Origin of the sequence: Kordiimonas gwangyangensis DSM 19435 = JCM 12864 (assembly GCF_000375545.1) — a bacterium.
In the GTDB taxonomy this organism is placed as follows: domain Bacteria; phylum Pseudomonadota; class Alphaproteobacteria; order Sphingomonadales; family Kordiimonadaceae; genus Kordiimonas; species Kordiimonas gwangyangensis.
In genome coordinates, this window is record NZ_AQXF01000002.1 from 286,623 (window position 1) to 301,941 (window position 15,319).

15 protein-coding genes are annotated in these 15,319 nt (G+C 56.2%); 2 read left to right on the forward strand and 13 right to left on the reverse strand.

The annotated features are described in order from the left end of the window. Positions 1 to 84 precede the first annotated feature (84 nt). Both B150_RS0106350 and B150_RS0106355 read left to right on the forward strand, forming a co-directional pair. Positions 85 to 1,095, forward strand: coding sequence for an NADP-dependent oxidoreductase (locus tag B150_RS0106350; protein WP_020399058.1), 1,011 nt, complete (start codon positions 85 to 87; stop codon positions 1,093 to 1,095). Between the two features lie 11 nt (positions 1,096 to 1,106). Beyond that, positions 1,107 to 2,243 (forward strand): nitrilase-related carbon-nitrogen hydrolase, encoded by a 1,137-nt coding sequence (locus tag B150_RS0106355; protein ID WP_162139663.1) that lies wholly within the window; start codon positions 1,107 to 1,109, stop codon positions 2,241 to 2,243. On the opposite strand, the gene cutA is transcribed toward B150_RS0106355, so the two are convergent. The 13 genes from cutA to B150_RS0106420 all read right to left on the reverse strand — a co-directional run bounded on the left by cutA (position 2,240) and on the right by B150_RS0106420 (position 15,254). Next, positions 2,240 to 2,575: a divalent-cation tolerance protein CutA gene (cutA, locus tag B150_RS0106360; protein WP_020399060.1), complete on the reverse strand. Its 336-nt coding sequence runs from the start codon at positions 2,573 to 2,575 to the stop codon at positions 2,240 to 2,242. The two genes, B150_RS0106355 and cutA, sit on opposite strands and share 4 nt — an antisense overlap. After that, entirely contained in the window at positions 2,572 to 3,603 is a 1,032-nt protein-coding gene (locus tag B150_RS0106365; protein ID WP_020399061.1) for a COX15/CtaA family protein, read from the reverse strand. The genes cutA and B150_RS0106365 overlap by 4 nt, the downstream gene beginning before the upstream one ends. A gap of 52 nt (positions 3,604 to 3,655) precedes the next feature. Beyond that, on the reverse strand, positions 3,656 to 4,408 hold the full coding sequence (locus tag B150_RS0106370) for an ABC transporter permease (protein WP_020399062.1): 753 nt from the start codon (positions 4,406 to 4,408) through the stop codon (positions 3,656 to 3,658). Then, on the reverse strand, positions 4,405 to 5,133 hold the full coding sequence (locus tag B150_RS0106375) for an ABC transporter ATP-binding protein (RefSeq protein WP_020399063.1): 729 nt from the start codon (positions 5,131 to 5,133) through the stop codon (positions 4,405 to 4,407). The genes B150_RS0106370 and B150_RS0106375 overlap by 4 nt, the downstream gene beginning before the upstream one ends. 3 nt (positions 5,134 to 5,136) lie before the next feature. Beyond that, the gene (locus tag B150_RS0106380; protein WP_162139664.1) at positions 5,137 to 6,081 is read right to left on the reverse strand and encodes an ABC transporter substrate-binding protein; all 945 of its coding nucleotides are present in this window, start codon (positions 6,079 to 6,081) and stop codon (positions 5,137 to 5,139) included. Positions 6,082 to 6,152: 71 nt separating this feature from the next. Further along, positions 6,153 to 7,598 (reverse strand): ribosome biogenesis GTPase Der, encoded by a 1,446-nt coding sequence (gene der, locus B150_RS0106385; RefSeq protein WP_020399065.1) that lies wholly within the window; start codon positions 7,596 to 7,598, stop codon positions 6,153 to 6,155. A gap of 50 nt (positions 7,599 to 7,648) precedes the next feature. Beyond that, the gene (locus B150_RS0106390; RefSeq protein ID WP_020399066.1) at positions 7,649 to 8,995 is read right to left on the reverse strand and encodes a PQQ-like beta-propeller repeat protein; all 1,347 of its coding nucleotides are present in this window, start codon (positions 8,993 to 8,995) and stop codon (positions 7,649 to 7,651) included. Next, positions 8,992 to 9,729 (reverse strand): tetratricopeptide repeat protein, encoded by a 738-nt coding sequence (locus B150_RS22195; protein ID WP_020399067.1) that lies wholly within the window; start codon positions 9,727 to 9,729, stop codon positions 8,992 to 8,994. Before B150_RS22195 ends, B150_RS0106390 begins: the two co-directional genes overlap by 4 nt. Before the next feature lie 178 nt (positions 9,730 to 9,907). Then, on the reverse strand, positions 9,908 to 10,759 hold the full coding sequence (gene panB, locus B150_RS0106400) for a 3-methyl-2-oxobutanoate hydroxymethyltransferase (RefSeq protein WP_020399068.1): 852 nt from the start codon (positions 10,757 to 10,759) through the stop codon (positions 9,908 to 9,910). Between the two features lie 197 nt (positions 10,760 to 10,956). Further along, the gene (locus tag B150_RS0106405) at positions 10,957 to 11,346 is read right to left on the reverse strand and encodes a hypothetical protein (protein WP_020399069.1); all 390 of its coding nucleotides are present in this window, start codon (positions 11,344 to 11,346) and stop codon (positions 10,957 to 10,959) included. Positions 11,347 to 11,512: 166 nt separating this feature from the next. Continuing rightward, the gene (locus tag B150_RS19960) at positions 11,513 to 12,298 is read right to left on the reverse strand and encodes an FkbM family methyltransferase (RefSeq protein ID WP_020399070.1); all 786 of its coding nucleotides are present in this window, start codon (positions 12,296 to 12,298) and stop codon (positions 11,513 to 11,515) included. 10 nt (positions 12,299 to 12,308) lie between these two features. After that, on the reverse strand, positions 12,309 to 13,142 hold the full coding sequence (locus B150_RS0106415) for a class I SAM-dependent methyltransferase (protein ID WP_020399071.1): 834 nt from the start codon (positions 13,140 to 13,142) through the stop codon (positions 12,309 to 12,311). Positions 13,143 to 13,295: 153 nt separating this feature from the next. Next, on the reverse strand, positions 13,296 to 15,254 hold the full coding sequence (locus B150_RS0106420; RefSeq protein WP_020399072.1) for an LTA synthase family protein: 1,959 nt from the start codon (positions 15,252 to 15,254) through the stop codon (positions 13,296 to 13,298). Positions 15,255 to 15,319 lie beyond the last annotated feature (65 nt).

Here is a 15,319-nt window from a genome sequence, read left to right on the forward strand (position 1 = left end):
TTTTTGCCTGTTTTTGCCCCGCCTTGCCCACCTGCCTGCCTGCCCCATATCATGCCTAAAGCAAAAACTGGAGGACAAGACACCATGAGCAACAAGCAAATCCTTCTCGCGAGCCGCCCAAATGGCTGGGTTGAACCCGGGAATTTCAAACTTCATGAGACGGACGTGCCGGAGCCCGCAAAAGGCGAAATGCTGCTTCAGACGGTCTATATGTCGGTCGACCCCTATATGCGCGGCCGTATGAACGACGCCAAAAGCTATGTACCCCCGTTCCAGATTGGCGAGCCCTTGCAAGCTGGTGTCGTGGCGAAGGTGATCAAGTCGAACGGCGGCAAGTTCCCGGAAGGCGCCTATGTGACAGGCATGGGTCTTTGGGCCAATTATATGACGACAAACGGCGCTGGCTTCCAGCCGGTTGACCCCAAGCTTGCCCCCCTCTCCTATTATCTCGGCATTCTTGGCATGCCGGGCATGACAGCGTATGTCGGCCTCAAGGGCGTGGCTGGCCTCAAGGAAGGTGAGCAGCTTTTTGTCTCGGCCGCGTCTGGCGCCGTGGGTCAGGTCGTTGGCCAGATTGGCAAGAACATGGGCTGCCATGTGGCTGGTAGCGCGGGCTCGGACGACAAGGTGGCTTACCTCAAGGACGACCTCGGTTTCGATGCCGCCTTCAATTACAAGACGGAAGATGTGCACAAGGCCGTGCGTGCCGCGAACCCGGACGGTATTGATGTATATTTCGAGAATGTTGGCGGCCCGATTCTCGAGGCGGCGATCAACAACCTCAACTTCAACAGCCGGGTTGCGCTATGTGGCCTTATCTCTGCCTATAACTCTACGCTTGATGATATGCCGGCTGGCCCCCGCAACCTCTTTGTGCTTGTGGGCCGCAGCGTGAAGATGCAGGGTTTCATCGTTTCCAACTACCCCGAGCTTTGCAAAGAGTGGATTGGCGTTGGTGCCGGCTGGCTCAAGGAAGGCAAGCTGAAGTACCGCGAGAGCGTGGCTGAAGGTATTGAGAATGCGCCGCAAGCCTTTATCGACGTACTCAAGGGCAACAACTTCGGAAAGCAGGTGGTCAAGCTTTCTGACGCCTGATCAGGATGGTGATGCTGAAATATAAAAAGACACTGGTACTTCTGGCGGTGACTATGGTCGCCGCTTTCTACCTTTTCTGGCCGGGCTTCAAGCCCGACCTTTCGGCTACCCCTTCCCTATACATGAAAGTGTCTGCGAGCTTCGGTACTGACCAGGGGCGCGGCAACGTTGTGGGCATCGAACCCTATATGGAGCCGCTCGACTACGCGACGCCAGCGCGGTTCGAGGCCAAGCTCGCGGGCTATCTTGAGATCGCAGCACACCAGGGCTGGATTGGTGAGAATACCATCGTGCTATTGCCGGAACATATCGGGACATGGCTGTTGGCTATGGGCCAGAAAAGCCGCGTGTATGAAGCCAAGGACACGTCAGCCGCCATGCTGCCGATCATGAGCCATAACCTTGTCGGCATGGTGAAAAACCTGTTCATATTTGATGATGAAAGCCAGTGGGAAGCAGCCCTCATTCGTACCCGTACGCCTGAGGTAGCGGCAGCGCTTTATGACGTATACTCAAGCCTCGCAAAGCGTTTTGGCGTTACACTCGTCACAGGCTCGTCAGCCATCATGACGCCGGGCATCTACCCGGATACCCTGAGCTATGGCCATGGCCCCATCTTCAACGCCAGCTTTGTCTTTACGCCAGATGGCAAGCCGATTGAGGATGCCGTGCGCAAGGTGCACCCTGTTCCGAGCGAGATTGGCTTCACTAAAGCGTCGAAAGCTGAGTTTCTGCCCACCTTCCCTGTGGCTGGCCGTACCCTCGGCGTGCTCGTGTGCGCGGACAGCTGGTTTGAAGACACCACAGCTTATTTGGCAGGAAGCGGCGTTGACCTGCTGCTCGTGCCCAGTTTCCTGACCGGCACCACATGGGACGCGCCGTGGCAAGGCTATCAGGGCGACATGCCGCAAACGCACGGCTGGCAATCAGATGTTGGCAGCATCACGGAAGGTGAGGCCTGGATAAAATACGCCCTGCCCGCAAAAGCTGCTAAGCATAACATCCGCTTTGGCATGAATGTATTTCTGAAAGGGAATATGTGGGGGCAAAAAGGCGCGGGCCGCGCACTTATTTGGCAAGATGGCACCCTGCATGTGGGTAGGGGCGGCGATGACGGTGCCGCCCTTTATAACCTGTGGCTTGACTAGTTCTTTTCGCCAACCTGCTGGCTGATCCAGTCCAGATAGTCCGGATTGGCATCCACAATTGGTGAAACGGTTACACACGGCACTTCGTAGCTGTGCATTTCCTTGATCACCTTCATGGCAGGCTCGACCATTTCGGCCGTGGTTTTCATGAAGACGGTAATTTCGTTATCGAGCTGGATGATACCATCCCACTCATAGATCGAACGTGTCCCCGGGTTTACGTTTGCACAGGCAACGATGCGGTCCTTGACCAGTGCCGTTGCAATGTGAACGGCCACATCTTCGCTCTCTGCCATCATGTAAATGGTTACATATTCTTGTTTTTCACTCACTTCGCTGTCCTCCCGCGTTGCATATGCATCAGGTATATTGTTGCTGCCAGTACAAGGACACCGCCACCCTGGTGGGCTGTTCCCCAACTGACAGGTACTTCTTTGAGAAGCATCGTTATACCTAGAAACATTTGTACGGCAACAGCAAGCGTCAAGGCATAAACGCCTTTCTTGAGCCGATAACTCTGTCCACGCGCCATGTAGAGCAGCGCCAACACCAGCGCAGTCAACACGTAGGCGCCGATCCGGTGGTCAAATTGTGTGGTAACCGCGTTGTCGAGAAAATTGCGCCATACCGGCTCCATCACCAAAAGCCCTTCGGGCACAAAAGTGTCCCCCATCAGCGGCCATGTGTTGAAGATGTGGCCCGCCTTCAGCCCGGCAACCAGCGCGCCCATCACGATCTGCAGCACCAGAACCGCCATGAAACTGTGGCTCAGCTTCTTGAGCGCGCCACTCGTGCGCTCAGGCTGCGGATTGAGTAGCGACAGCGCCGTCCAGTACAGCGCCGCGAATATCAACAGCGCGAGCGATAGGTGCGCCGTTAGCCGGTAATGGCTCACCGCAGGCTCGTCCACAAGGCCGGATTTGACCATATACCAACCGAGTGCACCCTGAAGGCCACCAAGGATAAAAAGCACAATCAGGCGTGGTTTGTAGCCTGCTGGAATGCGGCCCCGCACCCAGAACCAGACAAAAGGCACAAAGAAGAACAGGCCGATCAGGCGGCCAAGCAACCGGTGCGCCCATTCCCAGTAGAAGATGCCTTTGAATTCCTCAAGGCTCATACCGTAGTTCTTGAGCTTATACTCAGGGCTTGTCTGGTATTTCTGGAACTCAGCCTGCCATTCAGCCTCGCCAATGGGTGGCAAGGCGCCCGTGACGGGCTTCCACTCAACAATCGAAAGCCCACTTTCCGTCAGGCGCGTTGCGCCGCCCACAACCACCATGGCGAAAACGATTGTCGCCATGAATAGAAGCCATATGCCGACCGCCTTGCGGTCCCTGTCGTTTGTCTGGAACATCATGGTTGGTTTGCTACCCTCTTCCGCGTGCGTGGGCAAGTGACATTGTGCCGCGTCAGCGCCGGTACGCGAGGAGCCAGCGTTCAAGGGCGGCGAAGCTATAGAAAATACATACGCCCATAACGCTGAGAAGGATGAGGCCAGCGAACATTTTCTCTGTTTGCAGCCGGTTGCCTGCCTCAAGAATGCGCCACGCTAGGCCGGTCGCACCGCCAGAACCGGCCACAAACTCCGCCACCACAGCGCCAATAAGTGCAAAACCGCCGCTAACCTTGAGGCTCGCGAGCAGATACGGCATGGCTGTGGGCCACAAAAGCCGCCAGAAACGCTGCCAGCGTGTGGCGCCGTACAAAGTGAACAGCTCGCTCAAATTCTTGTCCACAGCGCGCAGGCCCGCCGACATATTGGCGAGGATCGGGAAAAAGGCTGCAAGCCAGGCGATAATCACCAGCGCGCGCTCCACATTATCAATACCAACCCAGATCAGCACCAGCGGCGCGATGGAAACGATGGGCGTGACCTGCAGGATGACAGCAAATGGGTAGACGGTCATTTCAACGGTGCGGCTGAGGCTGAACGCCAGCGCGAGCGCGACACCGCTGATCACTGCCGCCGTAAGCGCGATGAGCGTGACCTTGAACGTTGACGCCGCTGCCAGCATGAAGGGGCCAAAGTTGTCAATAAGTGCGCCAGCGACCGCGCCCGGTGCGGGAAGAATGAACTTCGGCACATTGCCGGAGGCGACCCAAAGATGCCAAGCGAGGATAATGGCTGACAAAGCCAGAAGTGGCAGTAAAACCCGTTTCATCGCCGCGCCTCCAACAGTTTGGAGATACGCGATACAGCTTTGGAGAATTCGGGCGAGCCACGCTGCTCGAATGATGGCAAATCTCGATTAAGTGATGGCTTAACTTCACCTTCTATCGTGCCATTTTTAATGATGAAAACGCGATCAGAAAGATAGGCTGCCTCATAGACGCTATGGGTCACAAACAGTGCGCTCCAGCCTTGTTTTCGGCGTAGCTTGAGCAGCATTTCGTTCATCTGGAATCGCAGGATTTCATCAAGCGCTGCAAAAGGCTCATCAAGAAGCAACAACTCCGGGTGTGCGATCAATGCCCGGGCGATGGACACCCGCATGCGCTGCCCCCCTGAGAGCTTATGCGGGTAACGCTTGTCAAACCCTTCAAGCCCCACGGCTGCCAGCATATCATGGGCTTTTTCAACATCGCTCTCGCCGACAGTGTTTTTAAGGCTCAGCGGCAACAGCACATTCTCTGTTACCGTGGCCCATGGCATCAGTGCGGCGTCCTGAAAAACGAAGGAAAGCCGTTTCTCGCCTGCAGGCCACGTAATCATTCCGCTTTCGGGGCTGAGAAGGCCCGCCACAAGCCGCAGAATGGTCGATTTGCCACAACCGCTCGGTCCCAGCAGCGAGACAATCTCGCCTGCCTTCAAATCAAATGAGATGCCCCGGATGACCGGCCTGTCGCTTTCAGCATAAGTGAAATGAAGGTCGGTGGCGCTGAGCATTGGCTATTCGCCCTGCCCTGGCAGGAATTCAAGGGTGTAGACTTTGCTGACATCAAGCCCCCGGTCGACGATATCCAGCGCGGACATCTCGTCATAGAAACGCTGCCAGCGCGCGGCATCCATCTGGCCGACGGTATCTTTGTCCCCCAGCATATTATTCTCGCGCATCATGCCGATTGCGAAGGCGATCAGCTCTGGTGTCATTTCCGGGTTGTCCTTGAGGATAAGCGCGTTGCCGGCGCTTGCGTCACCCCACAGATAGTCCTGCCAGCCTTCAATGCTGGCGGCCACGAAGGCCCGTACGGCGTCCTTGTGTTCAACCATATAAGCATCACGCACCATCACCATGCCCGCATAACCGGGGTATCCAGCGTCAGCGAACAGGAACACCTTGGGTTCGACACCGTTCTCAGCCGCGGTGAAGGGTTCGGACGACAAATAGCCTTCCTGCACGGTGTTTTTGTTCACAAGCCACGGCGCCAGCGAATAGGTGTATTTGCGGATCTGGCCATCCTGAAAGTCGAACTTGGCTTTGAGCCACGGCCAAAAGGTGGCAACCGCGCTGTCGGAGATAAAGACCGGCATGCCTTTAAGGTCGGCGATGCTGCTCGCCTCCACATGGGGGTGCACCATCAGGACCTGCGGGTCCTTCTGGAACGAGGCCATCACCACCTTCACTTCGGCTCCCGCTGCCATCAGGTTCAGTGGCTGGAAGTTATTGGACGCCATGGCGATATCAAGCGCACCGGCGGCCATCAGGCGTGGGTTGTCGGTCTGCGGGCCACCCGGGCGGATGGTGACGTTCAGGCCGCGCTTCTTGTAGAAGCCTTTGGCCAGCGCCTGATAAAAGCCGCCGTGCTCCGCCTGCGCTTTCCAGTCGGTCGCAAAAACAATGGCGGTCTCCTCAGCGCGCGCGAGCGTGCTGGCAAACACCACCATGGATATCATAAGAAAAAGCCGCCTCATGACCATGATCATAATGCGGCTTTTGCCAACGTCAAAATAAAGCTTGAACGCGCCTAGCGTTTCTTGCGCCTGCTCTCATACGGGTTCTTGCCCTTCTTGAGCAGAATACGGATCGGTGCGCCCGGCAGGTTGAAGTCGCGCCTGAGTTCATTCTCCAGATAGCGTTTGTAGCTGTCCGGGAGGTCGTCCGGGCGGTTACAGAACATCAGGAAGGTTGGCGGGCGGGTCTTGATCTGTGCGCCGTAGCGGATTTTGATTCGGCGGCCAGCCACCGACGGTGCCGGGTGCTTCTCGAGCGTATCTGCCAGCCACTGGTTGAAGGCTGCTGTCGGGATACGCGCGTTCCAGATTTCGTAAGCTTCCGCAACCGCAGGCATAAGCTTGTGAATACCGGCACCCGTCAGCGCGGAGAAATTGACCACCAGCACGCCCTTAAGCTGCGGCAGGCTGCGCGTGAGCGCATCCTTGAGCTGGCGCTGGGTCTCAAGCCGGTCGTCAACCGCGTCCCATTTGTTGAGCGCGATCACAAGGGCACGGCCCTCTTCAACCACCTTCTCAGCGATCTTGAGGTCCTGCCGCTCGATGCCCAGTTCCGCGTCCAGAAGCAGCACAACAACTTCAGCGAACTGCACGGCGCGCAGCGTATCGGCGACCGAGAGCTTTTCGAGCTTCTCAGTCACCCGTGCACGGCGGCGTAGGCCCGCGGTATCAAACAGCTTGACCGGCAGGCCTTCCCATTCCCAATCAACCGCGATCGAATCGCGTGTGAGCCCAGCTTCCGGGCCGGTGATCAGGCGGTCATCTTCGACAAGCGCGTTGATGAGCGTGGATTTACCGGCGTTCGGGCGGCCTACGATGGCGAGGCGAAGTGGTTTGATCTCTTCCTCGTCTTCGGGGTCGATGAACTCATAGGCCATGTCACCTTCGGTCGGGCCGAGGTCGAGGTTCTTGGGGCGCCCGTGAGCGAATTCATCCTCTTCGCCCTCATAGGGGTCGATGCCAAGTTCCTTGAGCGTCGCGACAATGGCAGCATACAGCTCGCCAAGGCCTTCACCGTGTTCAGCCGAAAGGCCAATCGGCTCGCCAAGACCAAGCGCATAGGCTTCGTAGATATTGTCGATGACCGCGTTGCCTTCGCACTTGTTGGCGGCGAGGATAACCGGCTTGTTGCCGCGGCGCAGCCACAGGGCAAAGTGTTCATCCATCGAGGTGACGCCCGCGCGTGCATCATAAAGCATCAGCGCGATATCAGCTTCCTTGAGCGCGATCTCGGTCTGTTTGCGCATGCGTCCCTGAAGGCTGTCTTCGTCGCCCTCCTCAAGCCCTGCGGTGTCGATCACCTCAAATTCGAGGTCGGCAATGTTGCCTTCGGCGCGCCTGCGGTCCCGCGTGACGCCCGGCGTATCGTCGACAATAGCGATTTTCTTGCCAACCAGACGGTTGAACAGCGTCGACTTCCCAACGTTGGGACGACCAACAATGGCAATGGTAAAGCCCATGACTTTTTACTTTCGGCTAAGCCCCTTGGGGCTTCACGGTATCTGGCAGCCTAGCGGTAGGCTACCAGTTCACCTTCATCTGTCAGCACAACGAATGTGCCGTTTACAACAATTGGTGCCGTTGAGCTACCCGCAGGCATTTCAACCGCGCTGAGCGTTGCACCGGTATAAGGCGACAGGCTGACGGCATAGCCGTGGCTGCTGGTCACCAAAAGGCGGTCGCCTGCAAGTACAGGGCCGTTCCATTTGATCAGGTCGCGGCGTTTTTCCTGGTTCTCGAAGCGCTGAAGCTGGGCAACCCAGCGAACGCGCCCATCACCAAGGGCTACGGCAACAACCTGACCGTCAATGGTGGATACAAAGGCAAAGTCGCCCGCAACCCACGGCATGTTCACGCCAGCGATATCCGCTTCCCACGAGCGTTCGCCCGTGCGCATGTCAATCGCAACCATGCTGCCGGAATGGCTGACCGCATAAACCTTGCCGCCATCAATCACCGGCTCGCCGTCGATGTCCGACAGTGATGCCAGTGGCGTCAGACGTGTGGAGCTCGAGAGCGCATCCTGCCAGAGGATACGACCGTTACCACCCCGGAGTGCAATAAGTTCACCCGATGACAGCGCTGCGATAAGCGCCGTGCCGTCAAAAGCCGGGCTCGCCGCACCAAGCATGCCCGCGCTTTCCGCGATGCCAACCTGCTCCCATAGGACGGAACCGTCAGCGGCGTTGAGGCCAAGCATCTGGTTATCGTGCGTGACAACAAATACCTTGTTGCCGCCAACTGTCGGTGCGCCGCGGAACGGGATCATGCCCTTGTAGCGCCAGACCTCACGGCCTGAGGCCGCGTCAAGCGCTACGACAACGCCGTAACCGCTCGTGACATATACTTTGCCGTCCGCGTAAGCAACGCCGCCGCCAAAGCCGACATCGCTACGCTCGTCCGACAGGTTTTCGAGCTTGTTTTGCCACAGCACACGGCCGTCCGAGAGCGCAACAGCGGTCACGCCGCCTTTCACGTCAACAGCAAATACCGTGTTGTTGGCCGAGACCGGTCCACTGACAACACGCTCATATTTCTCGTTTGCCGGGCCTATCTTGCGGCGCCAGGAAACCTTGAGCGTATCGCCAAGGGCGAGGTGCTGAATGCGGTGCGCCGCGTTGCCGCCAACCTGTGCCCAGTTACCATTGGTGTAGGGGCGTGGCAGTACAACCGGCAGGCTTGAGATCGCGCTGTCAGCGTCAAGAATCTGTGTCGAGGTCAGGATCGGAATACGTTCGCGGCCCTCGTCGTCATATTTGCCGCGTGGCTTTTTGTTGCCGCCGCTACAGGCCGCAAGTGCCACGGTCATCACACCAAGAAGGCTGTAACGCAGCACGGTTTTCATCGGCGTGCTCATTGTGCATCCCCTTCTTCTGCTGCTGCTTCAGCTTCGTCGGCGGGTGCTTCCATTGCAGGCACGGCAATGCCTTGCTTGGCTTCGATAAAGCTGCGGAATTCGCCTGCCCGGCCACGGATTGATTGCGGTGTTTCCGCATCATCGGCAAGAAGCGTGAATTTGGACAGAGCGTCGTCAAGGTTGCCTTGCTGAATGTCAATCAGCGCAAGCTGCTCCTGCGCGCTGTAATACCAGGCGTTGCCCTTCTGCGCGATTGTGGAGAGGCGAGCCTTGGCGCCGTCGAGGTCACCCTTCTTGCCCGCGAGCAGCATGCCTGCCTGCAGGTCACCAAAGGCGCGTACGGCTTCATCCGTGCTGCTATCACTCGCGACGGCGTCATAGGCCGCAATGGCGCGGTCTAGGTCACCGGCTTCGGTTGCGGCGGCGGCCAGCTGAAGTTTGGCAAGTGCACCATAACCGCTGCCAAGCGTTGGGGCGGCATCTTCCCACACCTTCACGGCATCGGCACCGTCGCGGCCAGCGGCCTCGACAGCAGCTTCAAAAGCCGTTGAGTTCTTTTGCTCTTCCGACGTGACATAGGCCTTATAGCCTTCGTTACCTGCAACAATGGCAACGATAGCGACAGCGCCACCGATCACAAATTTGCCGTAAGCTTTCCAAAGATTGAGCATGCGCTCACGGCGCACCTCGTCATCGACTTCCTGCGTGAGAAGATCGGAATTCAGGTCCGACACACTATACTCCCCAGACAATGCCGCCTCTCGTTGGGTGGAGACAGCGTCTATTAATCATTAAAATTCAGGCCTAGGCCTCGCGATTTGGCCGCTACAATAGCCAAAGCGGAAGCCAGACGCAAACCCAGAAAACACTAATTACCTGCGCAGCGAATTATGGTCTTTTTTCGGCAGTGGTTCAGCTATTTGAACCGCGCATTTTGTAGGTGTGTTCTTCGCCCGGAAAGGCGCGGGTGCGCACTTCGCGTGCGTAGGCGTCCACAGCCTCTTCAATGCCCGCCGCGAGCTCTGTGTAGCGCTTGACGAATTTGGGGTTGATAGCAAAGAGGCCGAGCATGTCTTCGGTCACGAGGATTTGGCCGTCGCACGCATTCGAGGCACCGATGCCGATGACCGGTACATGCAGTACCTCAGTCACTTTGCGGGCCAACGGTTCTGCAACGCCCTCAAGCACCACAGCGAAGGCACCGGCATCCTGAATGGCTTTTGCGTCATCAATAATGGGCTGCCATTCGTCGACACTGCGACCACGAGCGCCATAACCGCCGTTGGTGTTCACAGACTGCGGCATCAGGCCGACATGGCCAAGCACCGGGACACCGCGGCGTGTGAGGAAACGCACAGTTTCCGCCATTTCCACACCGCCTTCAAGTTTGACTGCACCAGCACCAGTCTCGGACAGGATGCGTGCTGCATTGCGGAAGGCGTGTTCTTTCGATTCTTCATAGGAGCCAAAGGGCATATCGACCACCACCAGGGCCTGTTTGGCACCGCGGCAAACTGCGCGGCCATGGCGGATCATGGTCTCCACATCGACACCAAGCGTGGATTCAAGGCCGTAAAGAACCATACCCACACTGTCGCCCACGAGAAGCAGGTCACAGTATTTATCAAGCCGCGCTGCCATGGGCGTGATGTAGGCGGTGAGGCACACGATGGGCGTGCCGCCTTTCATCTTGGAAATGTTTTTGGCAGTTTGCTGCCGCTTTGGGCGCGCGTCGATAACGGTGTCTTTGGGCTCGGTCGACATGATACTCGCTTTCCAGAGGCACCGCCCGACCGGACGGTGCGTCCCTACGTTATGGCGTAAAACTAAACTTGCCCCTACATATTGGTTTATGGGCCTAAAAGTCCAGCATAAGCGTGCGCAAGCTTTTCTAACTGCTGCGGTATATACGGCTGTTGCCGTAGTGTTCGCCGATATCGCAGGCTACAATGCGTGTATCTCTATTCCATCCGGCCGAGGGTGATCGAATAGCGTTGTTCCTGGCCTTTTTCGTCGGTCCATTCCTGTACGACTTCAATCTCACTGTCAGACTTGTGAAGCCACGAGAAGGAACTTGGCGCATTGCGTGGTTCAAACTTCACTGCGTCAGCACTCACGGCAGTCGCGGCCCAGATAAATTCGCCCCAGGTTGAGAGGATCTCTCCATCGGACAGTGTTACAGTGCTGCCATCCGAAAACGCGCTGAAGCTGTCATCTGTCGCGCGACGCGACCGTATGGTCGTAGCGCTCTCAAAATCATATTGATCGTAGAACTTGGTGCCGTCGGGCGCGGTGCCAACCCAGCGACCTTCCAGAAATCGAAGTTGTTCGAAGTCTTTTTCGTTGAACACTGGTTTGTCTCCCTCGCCTGCGGCGCTAACAGTTGTGACCAAAAGAATGATCAGAAGTCCCAACACTCGCATGAAATTTCCCTTGTTAGCGCCATCATTAAATTCACCCAAAAGGTTTAATGGTAAAGGGCAAGAATGCAAGGCCGATATTGCAGGCGTGTCGCCGCTAGGTGCGCTTTATGTACCAGTCATCAAAACGTGAGATATGCTCCAGTGTACGGACGTAGCCATTGCTGGTGAGCAGCCTATAGAGCTCGTCCCGTTGTGCTGTGAAATTATGCTCTACCGTAATGACCTCTATATCATAGCGGCCAAAGTCGAACGCCTGCAGGATTTCAAATTCGCTGCCCTCCGTATCGACCGAGAGATAGTCAATCCGCTTTGGGGCGTCATACTTCTCCAGAAGGTCCATGAGGGAAATGGTCTCGACCTCATAGTTGTGACCCTCCCTACGGTCTTTTGCGTGGCTGTCTGCGTCGGCGAAATGATCAATGGAGGAGAGCTCCGGATTCGCCACCTCAAGGAACATCAACCGCTCGCCACTGGTATGCCAGACGCACGCTGTCTCGATATGGCAGCTCCGGTTCGCGGCAAGCATCTCATGCCAGTGCCGAGCAGGTTCCGCAACGATGCCAGACCAGTTGAATTCTTTTTCCAGCAGGTAGGTGTTGCTGAGCGCACGACCGCTTGCTGCGCCGAACTCGACAAAAAAACCATCCCGCTTGAAACCAAGGTGATGCAGCACAAAAATATCCTGCCGCAACTGGGCTTCAGATTTTGCGAGCAGGCTTTTATTCAGTTCATAGATGAAATTGACATCGTAGGGGTGCCTGCCCCATTTCTCCGAAACGATGGTTTGAACAGGAGCCACAAGCTCGGGGTGGCTCGTGAGAAAGTGGTTCACTGTCTCAAGAATGGTCTTTTCAGGCTTCTTGGGTGGTTGTCCCGTCATGCCAGCCTCCCTATACCACGGTCCGCACCATGCGGATAAGTTGCTGGCGGTTCGCCAAACGCTCCGTATGCCGGGCGTAACCCTCCTGAAAAGCCTCGAGGACAACTTTATCGTAGTGGCGGCTGAGGATCGCCTCGAAACGGTCTTTCAGGCCGTTAAAAACCGCATTCTTCACATTGGGAGAGAAGGGATCATCGTTGATGGACCAAGGCAGCAGGAAACTCTCCGCCAACGATTTGCTGTGCTCGCTAACCTCCTCAGATGCGCGGAGATAAAAGATATTGCCGCCGGAGTTATGGGCTAAATGGCGGTGCTCCGGCGCAAACTGATCATAGAGATATTTGGGGCCAATACCCTTGACCTGCTTCTGAAGCGCAAACAGCAGATAGTCATGGTGGATCATTATGCGGCTGCGGCCAAGACGTGGCAGAAGCACAGCGGTGTCGATCGTTGGCCACGGATGCATGTGATTGGCATCCACGAACATCATGTCGTAAGAGCGACCTTCATCGTAGATGTCGAGGGAAATGGTAAATGGCCGCTTGGCTATCTGCAGATTGCCCCCCTTGTAGCCCTCGTGCATCAGAAAGCCGATCTCCTTCGAATGGTCACCAAAAAAGGTGTCAGAAAAATCAGCCGTGGTGAAACTTTCGCCGCCAAATTCTTCCATGAACGCACAGATATAACCTGACGAAAGGCCAGACGCTGTTCCCAGTTCGAGGAAGTTGGTTGGGCGATGCTCCTCAATCAAAGACCGGATGAAAATGGCCTCTTCGGCATGAATGGTTCCATAGCCACGTGTGGCAAATTTTTCGCGAATGTCCTTTATTGCGTTCAAGTCCATTAGTCTCTCGGCTCCCAGCTAGATATGGTTCTTTCTAGCGCGCGCATCCCCCGCGGGAAATCTAAAACCGCAGTGCGCATGAAAAAGCTCATCCCAAAGCTGGGTCGTTTGGAACCGAGCACATCTCAGATCATGCGCGCGGCGTTACACTGACTAATTTGCTGGGGTAGCTGGCGGCGGGTTAGACGCGTTTACATTCCACCAACTACTCTGGCTGAGAAATGCGCGCTGGTAGGCTTCCACGGCGTCGACATACGCAATGAGTTCTTTTTCCATGCGTTCGGCTGTTTCGTTCCCCTCAACGGCAAGCGGCAAAAGCTCCAACTGATCAGTCTCAAGGTCAAAAAATAGGTTTGGCGCGTATCCAAAATAATGCACGTATTTCCAGCGCCCCTGAACCATGGACGCGCAGTATTTTTCTCGGTAGCAGTAGGAGAATACGGGTTGATCCGCGGGGCGGGAAAATACCGACGTTCCGGCATATGCGTCGAAATTGCCGGTTGGCTCGGCGCCAGAGATATCTACCAAAGTTGGCAAAACATCGAGGAGCGAGACATTCTTGGTGACCCTCAACCCCGCTTCGATACCGGCGCCCACAATTACAAAAGGCACCCTTAGTGTCTCAAAAAACGGCACAGCGTCATGTTGCTTCAAGCCGTGTTCACCAAAGGCCTCGCCGTGATCACCAACAAAGACAAACACCGTATTGTCTTTGAGGCCAGCCTCTTCAACCTGTTGGTACAATTTGCCGAGAAACACATCCTGGTACCTGAGGGCGTTCAGGTAGCCATTTTTTTCCTCATCGTCTGACAGCTGCTTGGCCTCAAAATGTGACGGCGGGATATAGGGATGGTGTGGTGTCAGCGTAAGGATCGTCATGAACAGTGGTTCGCCGCTCGTGTCCGCAAACACTTTGGCGGTATGCGGCAGCAACGCATCTTCCTCGTAGCCAAAATAATTGTTCTTCTCATATTCAGGCGACGCAATTTCATCTTCCATATAACTCACGTCAAAACCTGCGTTCTCAACGAAACGTTTGCGATATTCGAACTCGCCTGTGACGGTCGAAAGATACACGCTTCTGTATCCAACATCGCCAAGCAGTTTTGGCAGGCAGCGCACCGGCAACCCGCCTTTGAGCTTGCCTGCGATAACCGGCAGGTTGAAGGACGGCTCAATGCTGCAAAGGATGCTGACAATCGATTTGGATGTATGCGGAATATAGGAATAGGTATTCACAAATTCCGTGCCGGCCGCCGCGAGTGTTTTGAGGAAAGGCGTATGGGTCTCTTCCATATCAAGGCCGAGCGTATGTTTGTACCCGGTGCTTTCGCCAATGATCAGCACGATATTTGGCAGTGCCTTTTTCTCGTCAGGCAGCTTGAGGCCCATATCGGTGGGAAACTGTGAGCGAATTGGCGCGGTGTCCTGATCGGTTGAGAGCGCGTGAACCTTGGCAAAACTGCGCATCACTGCCGATAGTGCAATTGGCGGCGGGGCTGCGGAGATCGTTAGTCGCCCCGGCCGCCCGGGGAAAGTATGGCCGTATATACCTATGGCACATGCCACAGCGGCAACCAGTAAAGCTCCGCCGCCGAGGTGCACCGCACGCGGGTGCACCGGACCTTCGGTAACCGACCTCACGGAGATCCAGATCAGGGCAACTATGTAGAGCGCACCGAGCGCGGCGAGAACTGCAACGAGTGCCGGGTTGATAACGCTTGAAAAAACCGGCCAGAGGTCATCCATGTTCCGTATGGAATGAAACACCAGCGAATAGTCAAAATCATTTGCCCCGGTGGTGAGCTTATATGCAAGGCCATTGAGTTCGAGCATCAGGGCATTGAGCGACAGAAAAATGCAAAGCATTGCCCAAGTCAGTTTCGCCGTTCGGGTGGCACCGGGCCAAAGCAGTTGCGCGCTCAAGAGCGCACCGACGGCGAGCACAAGGTAGGAGGCAACTTGCGGGGAAATTAGGAGCAGATTATCCAGCAGGCCAAAATTCGTCCGGTCCACATAGTGAATGGTGCCAAGCACGGAGACAAGTGCCGGCGGCCCAAAACAGGCCATCACCAGAATGACGCAGAATTTATTGTGTAAGCCGGATCGCACGTTGGTTTCCTCTCCGCATTCAGCACTAGCCCCTCGAAATGCGTAGCTGTTTGTGTACAAAGAGG

Bases quoted from the DNA above. Each gene is read 5' to 3' on its own strand.
- B150_RS0106350 (WP_020399058.1), top strand. From the start codon at position 85: ATGAGCAACAAGCAAATCCTTCTCGCGAGCCGCCCAAATGGCTGGGTT.
- B150_RS0106355 (WP_162139663.1), top strand. From the start codon at position 1,107: ATGCTGAAATATAAAAAGACACTGGTACTTCTGGCGGTGACTATGGTC.
- B150_RS0106365 (WP_020399061.1), bottom strand. From the start codon at position 3,603: ATGATGTTCCAGACAAACGACAGGGACCGCAAGGCGGTCGGCATATGG.
- B150_RS0106370 (WP_020399062.1), bottom strand. From the start codon at position 4,408: ATGAAACGGGTTTTACTGCCACTTCTGGCTTTGTCAGCCATTATCCTC.
- B150_RS0106375 (WP_020399063.1), bottom strand. From the start codon at position 5,133: ATGCTCAGCGCCACCGACCTTCATTTCACTTATGCTGAAAGCGACAGG.
- B150_RS0106380 (WP_162139664.1), bottom strand. From the start codon at position 6,081: ATGATATCCATGGTGGTGTTTGCCAGCACGCTCGCGCGCGCTGAGGAG.
- der (WP_020399065.1), bottom strand. From the start codon at position 7,598: ATGGGCTTTACCATTGCCATTGTTGGTCGTCCCAACGTTGGGAAGTCG.
- B150_RS0106390 (WP_020399066.1), bottom strand. From the start codon at position 8,995: ATGAGCACGCCGATGAAAACCGTGCTGCGTTACAGCCTTCTTGGTGTG.
- panB (WP_020399068.1), bottom strand. From the start codon at position 10,759: ATGTCGACCGAGCCCAAAGACACCGTTATCGACGCGCGCCCAAAGCGG.
- B150_RS19960 (WP_020399070.1), bottom strand. From the start codon at position 12,298: ATGACGGGACAACCACCCAAGAAGCCTGAAAAGACCATTCTTGAGACA.
- B150_RS0106415 (WP_020399071.1), bottom strand. From the start codon at position 13,142: ATGGACTTGAACGCAATAAAGGACATTCGCGAAAAATTTGCCACACGT.